Origin of the sequence: Streptomyces sp. NPDC006879, from assembly GCF_042869595.1 — a bacterium.
Lineage (GTDB): Bacteria > Actinomycetota > Actinomycetes > Streptomycetales > Streptomycetaceae > Streptomyces.
On the sequence record NZ_JBIAGC010000003.1, the window covers coordinates 43,969 to 56,357 of the forward strand.

10 protein-coding genes are annotated in these 12,389 nt (G+C 69.7%); 4 read left to right on the top strand and 6 right to left on the bottom strand.

Annotated elements, in window-relative coordinates; genetic code table 11:
* Positions 1-103: 103 nt before the first annotated feature.
* From ACFYMC_RS03440 to ACFYMC_RS03465, 6 genes are all read right to left on the bottom strand, one after another.
* The gene (locus ACFYMC_RS03440) at positions 104-1,435 is read right to left on the bottom strand and encodes a YcaO-like family protein (protein ID WP_388518104.1); all 1,332 of its coding nucleotides are present in this window, start codon (positions 1,433-1,435) and stop codon (positions 104-106) included.
* A 253-nt stretch (positions 1,436-1,688) separates the two neighbouring features.
* Positions 1,689-3,164: an AAA family ATPase gene (locus tag ACFYMC_RS03445; protein WP_388518107.1), complete on the bottom strand. Its 1,476-nt coding sequence runs from the start codon at positions 3,162-3,164 to the stop codon at positions 1,689-1,691.
* 1,124 nt (positions 3,165-4,288) lie between these two features.
* On the bottom strand, positions 4,289-5,464 hold the full coding sequence (locus ACFYMC_RS03450; protein ID WP_388518110.1) for a cytochrome P450: 1,176 nt from the start codon (positions 5,462-5,464) through the stop codon (positions 4,289-4,291).
* Entirely contained in the window at positions 5,461-6,678 is a 1,218-nt protein-coding gene (locus ACFYMC_RS03455; protein ID WP_388518113.1) for an MAB_1171c family putative transporter, read from the bottom strand. The genes ACFYMC_RS03450 and ACFYMC_RS03455 overlap by 4 nt, the downstream gene beginning before the upstream one ends.
* Complete coding sequence (locus ACFYMC_RS03460; RefSeq protein WP_388518116.1) at positions 6,675-7,202, bottom strand: regulator component; 528 nt, start codon at positions 7,200-7,202, stop codon at positions 6,675-6,677. Before ACFYMC_RS03460 ends, ACFYMC_RS03455 begins: the two co-directional genes overlap by 4 nt.
* Before the next feature lie 313 nt (positions 7,203-7,515).
* Positions 7,516-7,971, bottom strand: a complete 456-nt coding sequence (locus ACFYMC_RS03465; protein WP_388518118.1) for a helix-turn-helix domain-containing protein — start codon at positions 7,969-7,971, stop codon at positions 7,516-7,518.
* A gap of 996 nt (positions 7,972-8,967) precedes the next feature.
* Between ACFYMC_RS03465 and ACFYMC_RS03470 the strand changes: the two genes are divergently transcribed.
* From ACFYMC_RS03470 to ACFYMC_RS03485, 4 genes are all read left to right on the top strand, one after another.
* A complete protein-coding gene (locus ACFYMC_RS03470) occupies positions 8,968-9,303 on the top strand; it encodes a hypothetical protein (RefSeq protein ID WP_388518121.1) in 336 nt (111 codons plus the stop codon).
* Positions 9,304-9,813: 510 nt separating this feature from the next.
* A complete protein-coding gene (locus ACFYMC_RS03475; protein ID WP_388518124.1) occupies positions 9,814-11,175 on the top strand; it encodes a rhodanese-like domain-containing protein in 1,362 nt (453 codons plus the stop codon).
* A 42-nt stretch (positions 11,176-11,217) separates the two neighbouring features.
* A complete protein-coding gene (locus ACFYMC_RS03480) occupies positions 11,218-11,577 on the top strand; it encodes a rhodanese-like domain-containing protein (protein ID WP_388518127.1) in 360 nt (119 codons plus the stop codon).
* Positions 11,574-12,320 (top strand): sulfite exporter TauE/SafE family protein, encoded by a 747-nt coding sequence (locus ACFYMC_RS03485; RefSeq protein WP_388518130.1) that lies wholly within the window; start codon positions 11,574-11,576, stop codon positions 12,318-12,320. Before ACFYMC_RS03480 ends, ACFYMC_RS03485 begins: the two co-directional genes overlap by 4 nt.
* Positions 12,321-12,389 lie beyond the last annotated feature (69 nt).

Sequence of the window (12,389 nt, forward strand, 5' to 3'; positions counted from 1 at the left end):
GCATCGACACCGACTCGACTGCCTCCCGGTCGCTGACGGAAAACCGCAACGGCCCTAAGGGCGCAGAGGAGAGACGGGCCAGAGGTCGTTTGCGGGGCCGCCGTCAGGCGAACGGCTGGGGGTGACGGTTGAGTTCATGCTCGGGGTGGCTTTGGAAGCCCATGGCCCGCGGCGCGCGGTAGAGCCTGGGGTGCGCGAGGTACCGGTTGCGGTGGACGAAGGACAGCGGCATCAGCTGGGGAACGATGACCCGTACCGACCGCAGGCCCGCGAGGCGTGCCTCCGAGGTGGTGAGCTCCACGGCGATCACCTCGGCATCCACCTTGTCCAGCTGAGCCACCAGCCAGCTGAGTTGCTCGTCGGGATCGGTGCCAGACGCCCGGGGCAACTCGGCCAGGGCCCGCGTGGGGCGGGGCCGCCGTAGGAGGAAGTCGAAGGCCTCGCGGCGTTCGGGACGCCCCATGTGGATGGCGCCGTGCAGCACGCTGGTGAAGTCCTGGGGGTCCTCGGGCACCGGGTGTGAGGCCTGGAGCGCGATTCTTGACGACGCGGCCTCGCGGTAGATCTTGCGGACCACGTCGACGGGATCCGGGCCCGACGCGCACATCACCAGTTGTCCCAGGGAGCGGTGGTGGTCGCTGAGCACGACCGCGTAGACCGTGGGCACACCGACGTCGGTCGTGGCATCGAAGAATCGGTACTCCACGAATCCGTCGCGCACCAGGGCGCGTTGTGCGCGGAAAGCGGGATCGTCCGCGAGGTCGATTTCGGGTAGCTCCAGCTGTTGGAGCCACACCAGTGAGATGGCATCACGCTCGATCGCTTCGCAGATTCCGTTGACCAGGGCCCGTTGTACGTCACCGTGCACGGCGCAGCCGGTGGAGATCGGGTTGGCGATCCGCTCACCGATCGCCTCGTGCGCCGTGAACAACCAGACGTAGCTGGCCGGGACCCACACCGGGCGCTGCCTGGTGAGGGACCAGCCGCGTACCCAGCGTTGGGGGAGCGAGGGGTCCGGATCGATCAGCCAGTTCGCCTCGTCGGCCAGTTCGGTGGCCGAGCAGCGCGGAAGTGCCTCCAAGGAGACAGCTTCGTCGCCGAGCTCGTCGGCGGACGCCCACCGCACCATGTGCGGCTGGTAGAAGGCGTTGGTGTACCGCTCCACCGCCTCCGCGATGCTGATCAGCCGTGCCCGCTCCGCGTCGACGCCGCCGCCCGCGCCGTCCAGCCCCCGAGGCTGCGCGGGAGTATCGGACCACAGGACGGTCGGGTCGCCGATCGAGGAGACGAAGACCGAGTAGGGGGGTTCCCCCGGAAGTGGTGGTAGTCGGGAGGAGCCGCGCACCGGTCGGACAGCCGGTCCACTCACTGCTTCCAACCGCCTGAGCCCGTCGAGCTCGTTGCTGCTGCCCCTGCGCTGGCCGTCGTCCCGCACCGCCCGCCTCCTTCGCGTGGACTGTGGTGATGGCTCTAGACAACCGCCCGGTCTCTGGCGGGACATCACACGTCGGAGGTGAAATGCGTGGGGTTAGTGACATCACGTGTCAGCGGCGACCCCGCGGCCAGAACGCCCTCGTGCCGACACGCTCCGAAAGGTGGCTCGACACCCGCTGGGGTGCGACGCAACAGCTGGTGCGGTAGTGCCTCAGCGGCGGAACCGGAGGCAACCGGGCCCGGCAGGAAGACGGTCAGAGCATGCCGCGCGCGGCGGCGACGACAAGGGCGTCACGCCGCCTGCTCACCCCGAGTTTGCGGTAGATCGCCCTCACCTGCGTCTTGATCGTGTTGAGGGAGACGTGGCGTTGCACGGCGATCTCATCCAGGGTCCAACCCAGGGGAAGTAGCCGCAGGACGTCCAGCTCGGTCGGCGTCAGCGGCTCCTCTGCCCCCGGGGCGTACCCGGCGAGGACGGAGGAGGAGGGACGGGCGGGGACCGTCCCCACGGGAACGGGTGACGGCGCCAGCGCGGGAACGGGTGATGCCGTCACCAGGGGAGCGGGTGACGACGTCACCACGGCCTCCTCCTCTTCTCGGGAGGGCCGCCCCTGCGCCTGGTCCGCCGCCAGGAAGGGCGGGAAGACAATCCCGGGTTCGGAATCCGATCGTGCGGCATGCCGCTTCGCCGCTTGCGCGTGCTCCCTCGCCCTGGAGTGGTGCCCCGCCTCCTCGTACCAGTCGGAGGCCGTCCGCAGCAGGCGGACCACCTCGTCCTCACCGCACCGCTCGACCAGCTCCCGGCAGAGCACTCCCCGGATCAACGGGTTGGGCAGCCGGTAGGTCCACTCGTCGTCGCGGTCCAGCAAGTCGTACACGGTAGCCAGCATCCGCAGGGTGCGGTGCACATCGGTCCGTCCCGTCAGCGCTCGCACCAGTGAGGCGCTGAACTCGGTGAGCACACTGGTACGCAGCAACACGTCCTGGTGCTCCACGGGCAGCGGCTCCAGCAGTTCCGAGATCAAGAAGTCGGAACAGGACCGGATGGCTTGGGACCACCCTTCCAGGCATGACTTGTGGCTGGTGTCACGCATCGGTTGGGCGGCGGCATAGCGAACGGCGAGGGACCAGCCACCGGAGCACTCGATGACCCGGGCCATCCGCTGCTCCTGGGCCTGCGTACCGTGCGCATGGAACAGGGCGGTGGCCTCTTCCTGGGTGAAGGCGAGGTCGGTGCCCCTGATCTCCGTCAGGTCGCCCAAGGCCCGCAACTTGTGCAGCGGCAACTCCGGCTCCCTGCGCGAGGCCATCACGACGCGCAGGCACGCGGGAGCGTAGCGGGTGAACTGCAGCAGGGAGTTCAAGGCGGGCCCGGTGTGGAGTTCGTGGACCCCGTCCAGTACCAGGACGACGGGTCGCTGGAACGCGGTGACCGCGTTCAGCAGCGCCGGGACGCTTGCCTCGCCTTCCGAGCGCTCGAAGCCGTCCGGCGTGGCGGGGGTGGCCACGCCGATCCGGCCCAGCGCTGCCTCCAGGTGTGCGAACAGGTGTGCGGAGTCATTGTCCTCGGCGTCCAGGGTGAGCCAGGCGGTGTGTCTGGGCCCGCCCACATGGGAGCGCGCCCAGGACGCCAGGAGCGCTGTCTTGCCCGCGCCGGGAGGCCCCACGACCACCGTGAGGTGGCCCGCCACGCCGGCGTCGAGCCGGCGGTAGAGCCGGGGCCGGTCCACCAGCGGACCCAGAGGGGGAGGGGACAGCCTGGCGGACACTATCGGTTGACAGGGCCTCGCCGTGATACCGCCGCTTTGCCCGACCATCCTTGCCTCTCCAGCACATCGCGTAGTGAAAGCGGTGAATCAGTGCCGCGCATCCTGACCACCGCTCAAGTAGTTGGCGTATGGAATGCTACTCCCGCCGGCACTCTTACTGCCAAGCAACGCAATGTGCCCGCGGGTACTCCGAGACGGCCCTGGGCTCAGTTTTTCGTAAAGAGGGTGGAGCGGGCAGCGGAGCAAACTCACCACTCTGTTCAAATTTCACCAAAGTTCTCACAGGAAACTCTTAGGTAGGTTCGTTTCCCGGTGCTCGACTCATGGTTCTCGGCGTTCAGCTCTTCGTTCTCGACAGGTGGGTGGAGTCTTGGTGCGCACGCCGGAACTGGATGGTGCGCAGAGGGTGCGGCGACAGCCGCGACGCCTCGCCGCGGCGTCGTTGCGCCCCAGTGGGCCCAGCGTAAGGGCGCTCCCTCGTGCCTGGTGGGGCGCCGTCTCCGGCGCTGCGCGCCGCCCCGTCGAGGAGGGGGTGCCTTGGTTGTGATCGATCTGTCCGGGCAGGGTGTGGCTCCGCAGTGGCGGCGCGCTCGCGAGGGGTCTTTCCATCAAATCCCCCACAGTCACATGCCGCCCATCACTCAGCACAATCGTGCGTGCGGCCAGGGTTGCCGTGGGTGGGCGTCGAATTCTTCGCGGATGGGAAGCGGATGCGCCGCAGGCTTCGTGGAGCGGTTGAAGATTCACGGAATTCCTCGCATCTGCGAATGTTGCTCACCTGGATGGCTACCCACCCGAAGTTCCCCATGTGGCCGGCCGTGCGGTACCAATGACCACGCCGCCCCGCCGGGCGAATCGGTAGCGGTGAAGCTACTCGGCATTCACCTCTCGGTGTTTGGTGGACCGGGAATCCTTGAGCTTGATTTGAGGTAAGCGTCCCCTTGGTGTGCCAGCGCAGTGGTTCGAGGTCCTGCCGCGGGCACCGAGGTCCGACGTCGACCAGCGGGGGCCGCTATCGGCGTCCGGAGGACCTCCCGGTTCCTGGGGGAGTCGCCGACCGAGCGCGGCGCGTCCCCGAGTCCCGGTCACAGGAGCACGGGCAGCGACTTCAGCCCCCGCATCAGACGGGTACGGCGCCACTCCAGGTCCTCGCTCGGGACGGCCAGGCGGATGTCGGGGAAGCGGGTGAGGACGGCGCGCAGGGCGATCTCCGCCTCCGCGCGCGCCAGGGGGGCTCCCAGGCACCGGTGGATCCCGTGCCCGAAGGCGAGGTGGCCGCTGGCCCGGCGGCCGAGGTCGAGCTGCTGCGGCTCGACGAACGCGGCCGGATCGCGGTTGGCCGCGCCGGGGGCGATGAGCACCGGGGACCCTGCCGGAATCAAGGTGCCACCGAGCTGGAGCTCCTGCGTACTGAAACGGAAGGTCGCGATGCCCACCGGGGAGTCGAAGCGTAGGAGTTCGTCCAGCGAGCCGGCGATGAGATCCGGTTCCTGTTTCAACCTCGCCAGTGAGGAGGGGTGCTGGATCAGGGCCAGGACCGAGTTGGCGATGAGGTTGGTGGTGGTCTCGTGCCCGGCCACCAACAGGAGTGCGGCCAGCGAGACCACCTCCTCCTCGTGGAGGCGGCCATCCTCGCCGTGCTCGGCGAGCGTGTTGAGGAGGCCGCCCGTGGGCTCCTCGTAGGCCTTGCGCACCAGTTCGCCCATGTAGGCGCCGATGGCGTGGGAGGCGGCGTCGATCCGTTCTGGCTCACCGGCCGCGAACAGGTCGTTCGACCACTGTGAGACCTGCTGGCGGTCCGCCTCGGGCACTCCCAGGAGCTCACAGATGACGGTGACCGGGAGGGGGCCGGCGAGCCCCTGAACCAGGTCGACCCGGGTGCCCGACTCCCATCCCGCCAGCAGGCCCTCGACCACCTCGCTGATGTAGGGACGCAGCTTCGAGACGGGCCCGGCGGTGAACAGCCTTCCCGCCACGCTCCTTTGGCGGGTGTGCTCCGGGGGGTCGCTGGCGAGCAGGTTCCTGGAGAGGGCCGGGTGCAGGTCGCGGCGCGAGCGCTGACCGGCGAAGAAGCGAGCCGTGTCCTTGGATAGGCGGGGGTCGGTGAAGGCCTGTCGGGCCTCGGCGTGGCCGGTGACGAGGTACGAGTAGTGCCCCCCGGACCCGGTGGGAATCTTCTGGACGGGCGAGGCGCTGCGCAAGCGGTCGTAGGTGGAGTACGGGTCGCCGAAGAAGAGCGGATCGCGCAGGGGGTCGGTCATGATCCGGCCGCCGTACCTAGATCGATGGGCTCCGCTCGTTGCGGCGAGCGGTGGCGGAGGTAGGCGTGTGCGACGAGCAGCAGCCATGCGGTCTCCGCGTGCAGGTCGCCCTTGCGGGTGTGGGTGCCGGCGGCCGGCGGTGCCTCCTCGTCCTGGGGTGTGCTTCCGCTCCTCTTCGCGGTCACGGCCGCTGAGAGAACGGCTGCTTCCACCTCTGCGCCCCCTTCGGAGGTGTCGGCCTTGCCCCGGCGGGCGACCGTGCCGATCGCGCTCTTCTGCACCTGGAGGGAACGGTACGGGCGCAGGGCAAGCACCGCGTCATTGATCTCGATCACACGCCGGTGCAGGTGGAAGTCGAGGTCGGCCGCACGGGCGCCGGGCGTGGCGTCCGTGGGGTCGAGCACCACTTCGGGCACCACCGCGGTCAGATCGTTCCACAACGGTTCCAGCGCGGCGAAGGAACTGCGTTCCCAGCGTCGAGCGCGGAGTCGGCTGATCGGCCACAGCAGGGCGGGGACGGTGAGCCCGACGGTGATGAGGAGGACGGCGAGGGCCGGAGCGGTCACGCTGAAGGCGCAGCGGGCGGGCGTCAGCGCAGTCGAGCACCGGGCGTGGTCGGGTATGAGGCCCAGACCCAGTCCGATGGACACCAGGGCGAACACCTTGTACCCCGCGTAGACGAGGGCGAAGGCGCATCCCGCCGAGGTGACACGCAGGCCGATGCGCTGGCTCCGGCGGCGCGAGCGCTTGGACTGCGCCCAGGTCTGTTGGAGGAAGTCCTTGGCCGTGTAGCCCAGGTAGGTGATGTAGATCAGTACGTAGCACGCGTACAGAACGGGTGAACGGTGGGTGAGTTGTTCGGCGGTGAAGAAGACGCTCATCCCGGTGACGGCGAGGGCGAGCGCGATGACGCGGAGACGGATCTGCTGGCGGGCCCGGTCCGCTTCCAGGTTGAGTTGGAACATGAAGGCCAGGACCGAGGTGGCCGCGGCGAGCGTGAACGTGTTGCTGAGGAGTCGGGCGACGTGCGGGACGACGGACTCGACTGCCCGTTCCACGATCGGTGAGTAGGAGGCGAAGGCCAGGGCGAAGGAGGTCAGTAGCGCCGCCATCGCCCATGCGCCGGTGGGGCGGTGTCCGCCCCGCCCGCGGACCCAGTAGGCGGCGAAGGCCAACAGCACCAAGGCTGTGCCCGAGAAGAGAACATTGATCATTTCCGGCGGCGGACCTTTCTCGGCGGCTCGGCGAACAGCGCTTCCCAGCGCTCGGTGCCTCGTGCGGGCTGGCTCGGCGGCAGCTCGCGTCCGCGGTACATGAGTTGTCGGATCACGCTGGCCATCACTTCGGCTTCGCGTTCGTCCTCGGTGCTGTAGCTCGTGCGACCGGACATGCGTTGGACGAGGGTCGGGTTGAAACCGATGGCTCGTACCGCTTCCTGGTCCAGCTCCAGGCTGCCGGGGTGGTCACAGATGATGTGGCTGATCTCGTGGGCGAGGATGTGGTTCTGGTGCAGCGGTGACGTGGCTTCCTCGTAGAAGAGGAAGTCCGCGTCGGGAGTCTGCAGGCGTATGCCGCACGGAGCGTCCTTCACGCCGAGTGTGCTCAGGGGGCGGAGCAGGATGGGCCGGCCGATGGCCTCTGACGCGGCGTCACGGAGGTCGCGCGTGCTGAAGCGGTGCGGAAGACCTAGAGCCGCGACCCGCTCCTCACATGCGGCGCGGAGCTGCCCGAGATGCATGTACCTTCCTGAAACCGCTGCGGCGAACGCCGGTGGCCGATGAGGACCTCACCATGAGGTCCGGAACCCGGCCCATATGCTCACATGCGCAAGGCGGCGGCCGGTAAGCAGGGGTGCGCGAAGGTGCCGGTAGCCGACCGCAGTGTCCGGTTGCGGTGGGTCCGCCGCTGGCGCCTGGTCGGATCAGGTTGTGCTGCCTTGGCCGGATGGTCGCCCTGGAGCGGCGGCCGGTGCTCTCGTCAGGGCAGCCGCCATGCTCCCGGCGCTGTCGTCACCAGCGCCGCCGCGAAGTGCACGCACCGCCATGCCTCTCTCAGTCGTCGAGATTCAGCCCCTGGGATGACTCGTCGTTGGCCAGGCCTTCGAGCCTCCTGGCCTGCTCGATCACCGTGGAGAGCATGTTGAGGCTGTCCACGCTCAGCCCGTTGGCGCGCAGGGCCACCTTGCGGACGCCCTGGTCCCGCATGGCTGCGAGCAGGCCGATCTCCGCCTTGGTGCGTTCGGCTGCCGCTCCGTCCACGAAGTAGCCGGCCGGTACGCCGAAGAAGTCGGCGAGGGCCTTGATGGTGTGACGTGTCGGGTTGCGCTTCGCACCGGTACGTAGCTGCTGAATCGCGCTCGCCGTCACTCCACGCCCTTCCCCGACTGAGGCCTGCCGGATGCCTTCGGCGACTTCTGCGTAGGTGTACGGGCCTCTTGAGGGTGGGTGGACCTCCTGGAAGAGGTAGTCGAGGAGCTGAGCGAAGGTGGGTGACTGGTCATCGTCCATGTCCGTGACCTCCCTTTCGTGACGCCGGTCCCCCCCACCAGAGTGTTGGGCCAAGCCTACAGGGGTCGCTCGTGGAACACTCTGGTTGACGGAGTGTCGTTACTTTGGTGTACGTTGGCCAAGATTCATCGCCACTCTAGTGTTGCCGCGCCAGTCGTGGCGCGATCCGTGGGGATGGTCGGACTCCAGGGGAGTCGTGGTCGGCCGTGGCGGCTGCTCCGACCTGCTGAGCTGCACGGGGGTGAGCTCTGCTGGTGATGTGGAGGGCCGAAGGGGTCGGCGGTCCTTCGTGCGGGCGTGGTGTGTACCGCGCCGGCGAAGGGGGCGTACCTGACGCCGGGGCGGCTGCGCCGCCCCGGCGCGCTGGCCGCGCGGCTCTGGGGTGTTCCGTGTGTGCGGAACGTGTTGGGGTCTGCCGCCTGAGGCCCTGGCGGGGTGCGCGCGGCCGATTGTGCCGGGCGGCGTCACCGGCGGCGACGCGAGCCCTGTCGAACTGCCCATCACCGTCTCCCCGTGCAACCGTTGGGGCGGAAATCACCTCCACGGCCAAGGCGGCCCACGGCGCACCCGCGCTGGCGTTGGCGCCTACGGCGACGCCGACCGCCGGGTGAAGTCCTCGGTCACCGCAGGGTTGGGCGCCGCGCGCCACCCCGCAGACCACGCTCACCGTAGACGGGGGCGCCGGTCGCCCCCTCACCCAGTCCACCGGCGGGAAGGCTGTGGTCCACGCCTCCGACGCGCCGGGGTGGTTGAGCTCCCTGCAACCGGACGTGCAGCGAGAAGGCCGGCCGCAAGCGCTGGGACAAGCTGGGCGCCAACTTCTGGAAGGGGGTGAGCCGCCGGTGCGAGTCGGGTTCTGGGACCCGACGGCCTCGCTTCCACATTGAACGTGTTCAATGATGGAGTGGGGTAGGCCCGTGTCCTCGAACGGCGCGGGCCGCCCGTACCCCGTCACGTCCACGAACCCGTCACGTCCACGAAGAGGGAACCCGGCCGATGCCCCTGAAGCCTCCCGCCCGCCAGGATCGCCCCGTGCCCCTCGCGCGCAACCTGGCTCTCGGGTACCTCGCTCTGATCGCCGTGGCGGGCCTGGTTCGCGGTGTAGCCGGCGCATCCGCTGACGGCTACCTGGCCCTGCTGTACCTCCTGACCTTCCCTGGCTCCCTGCTCGTCACGGTCTTCGGCGTGATGCCGATCCAGGCGCTCCTCGACGGCGTCGGCAGTGTCACCGCGAACTCCTTCGGCCCGCTGGTCTACCTCGCCGGAGGTGCCGCCGTGAACGTCGCACTCCTGTGGACCCTGGCCAAGGGCGCCCGGAGGGTGCGCGGCTGAGGGGTCCTCCCGGACGCCGACTGGCCTCCGGACGAGTCGAGGCGGCCCGCCGGGTGCCCCTGCGGCCCCGCAGCGTGATTCGGGTGGGTGACTTCCACCACCCGAAGTTCGACGCCGGCCGGATGTCGGGCGGGGCGCTCGCATCCGCCGCCACGGTCCCTCGGCGGCTGGATCAGGGCTGCTGCGGGAGCCCGTGCTGTGCCGGAGGCGGGGTGACGGTCGCTCGCCAGCAGCGGTTGCCCCGTAGTTCTCGGCGCGAGCCGGCGCGAGCCGGTGCCAGCCGCGGCGCCCCGGTGGTCCTGGGTGGTCGTGCGTCACGCAGGGTGCCGCCTCGCAGATGTGTGCACTTCCATTGGTACAGGACGATGTGGCTGGTCCCGGGGTGGGTACGGGACCGGTGGAGGAGGGTTTCCCGAGGCAGTCCCCGACCGTCGGGAATACCCCCGGGGGTACCAGTGCTACGCTCGATGTATACCCCCGGGGGTAATCTCAAAGGAGAGGAGAAGCTACGTGTTCTTCATCGACACCATCGAGGTCGAGGGGCTCGGTAACCGCAGCTACCTGGCGGGCGGCGGGCGCACCGCGGTGGCCGTGGACCCGCCCCGCGACATCGAGCGGGTAGTCGCGGCTGCGGCCCGACGGGGAGTGCGCATCACACACGTCGTGGAAACCCACGTCCACAACGACTACGTCACCGGAGGCCTGGACCTGGCCCGGATCAGCGGAGCCGAATACCTGGTACCGGCCGCGGCCCGCGTCAGCTTCGCCCGCACCCCCGTTCGGGACGGTGACACCCGTGCCATCGACGAGGGTCTCGTACTGCGGGCGATGGCCACACCCGGCCACACCCCGCACCACACCTCCTACGTGTTGGAAGAGCAAGGTGAGGCAGTAGTCGCCTTCACCGGCGGCTCCCTCCTCATCGGCACCGTCGGGCGGCCCGACCTCGTCGAACCACGACTGACCGAGGCACTCGCCCGGGCTCAGCAGGCATCAGCCCACCGGCTGGCCGCAGAGCTCCCCGACGAGACCGAGGTCCTCCCCACGCACGGGTTCGGCAGCTTCTGCTCCTCGTCCCAGGCCGAGGGGGACGCCAGCACCATCGGCAAGGAGAAGGCCGCCAACGAGGCGCTCACGAGGGACGTCGACGCATTCGTCAGGGATCTACTGGCCTCACTGGAGGACGTGCCCGCCTACTACGCGCACATGGGCCCGACCAACGCTGCCGGCCCCCGTCCGGTGGACCTGACGGCGCCCCCGGTCGCTGATGCCGCCGAAATCGCCGCGCGCCTGGCCGCCGGGGAATGGGTGGTCGACCTGCGTAACCGCATCGCCTTCGCGCAGGGGCACGTGGCGGGGTCCTTCAACTTCGAGGGCGACGGCAAGATCGCCACGTACCTCGCGTGGATGATCCCGTGGGGCAAGCCCGTCACGCTCCTCGCGAACTCCCCCGAGCAGCTCGCCAAGGCGCAGCGGGAACTTGTCCAGGTCGGAATCGACCGTCCGGCCGCGGCGTCCGTGGGTGAGCTGACGTCCTGGCTACCGGACGGTCAGGCGGCACGAGCGTTCCCCCGTGCCACCTTCGCCGATCTCGCCGCAGGGTTCCCACGGGTGGACCGCGTCCTGCTCGACGTGCGCCGGGACTCCGAGCGGGCCACCGGCTGGATCGAGGGCTCCGTCCACATCCCCATCCACCAGTTGCACCAGCGCCTCGGTGAGGTTCCGGCAGGTGAGGTGTGGGTGCACTGCGCGGGCGGGATGCGCGCCGCGATCGCCGCCTCGCTGCTGGATGCGGTCGGGCGCGAGGTGGTCGCCGTGGACGACTCCTTCGACGCCGTACCCGAGGCGGGACTTCCCTTCGTCCGTGGCTGAACGGCCCCGCCCGATCCCCTCCCCGAGTTGGAAGGAAGCAGCATGTTCCTCTTCCGTCGCGGCACCGACCGCGTCACCCCCGCCGAGGCCCACCAGCGCAGCACAGACCGATCAGCCAGCCTGCTGGACGTGCGCGAGCAGGCCGAATGGGACGCCGGACACGCCCCCGGCGCCGTGCACGTTCCGCTCTCCCGGCTCGCCAGCGGTGCTGAGCTGCCGTCCGCGGTCCGGGGCCGGCCCCTGGTCCTGATCTGTCGCTCCGGCAGCCGTTCCCAACGCGCGGCGGGCCTGCTGGCCGACCGCGGAGTCAGTGCGGTGGACGTCAAGGGCGGCATGAACGCCTGGGCGGCAGCCGGCCTGCCGGTGGTGGACGCGCACGGAAGCAACGGCCGGGTGGCGTGAGCGTGCTCCTCCTGGCCCTGTCGGCAGGCGCTGTTGTGGGTCTGGCGCTCGGGGCGCTGGGTGGCGGCGGCAGCGTTCTGGCCGTTCCGGCGCTGATCTACTTGCTCGGCTTCACTCCGGCTGCCGCGACCACGGCCTCCCTGCTGATCGTGACGGCCACCTCCGCCACGGCGCTCTACCGTCATGCCACCTCCGGCAACGTCCGGTGGAAGACCGGGGCCCTGTTCGCGGCAGCCGGCATCCTGCCCGCCGTCGCCGCAGCGGCCCTCGCCACCCGACTGCCCGAACAGGCGCTGACGGCCGCCTTCGCTCTCATCGCCGCACTGGCCGCGGTGCGCATGTTCAAGGCTTCGACGGGTGATGGTCCGCCTCGCCCGGTGCGACCCGGTCGGGCTGCCGGAGCGGGCGCCGGCCTCGGTGCCGTCACCGGTTTCCTCGGGGTCGGTGGCGGATTCCTCGCCGTACCCGCGCTCGTCGGAGTGCTGGGCCTGCGGATGCAGGTGGCCGTCGGTACGAGCCTGCTGGTCATCACCGTCAACTCGATGGCCGCTCTGCTCGCCCGCGCGGGCAGCGGAGCACCCCTGCACTGGGCGGTGATCGCGCCCTTCACCGCCGCCGCCATCCTGGCGGCCTGGGACGGCAAGAGGCTGGCCTCAAAGGTCTCCGGACACACCCTCCAGCGGATTTTCGCCGTGGCGCTGTTGGCCGTCGCCGCCTTCATGCTCGCCGACGCCGTGCGCTGAGCTCCACCCCCAAACCCACCCCCGCGCCTTGGGCTCAGCCCGTCGAGCGCCCCCACCGGACAAGGAGTC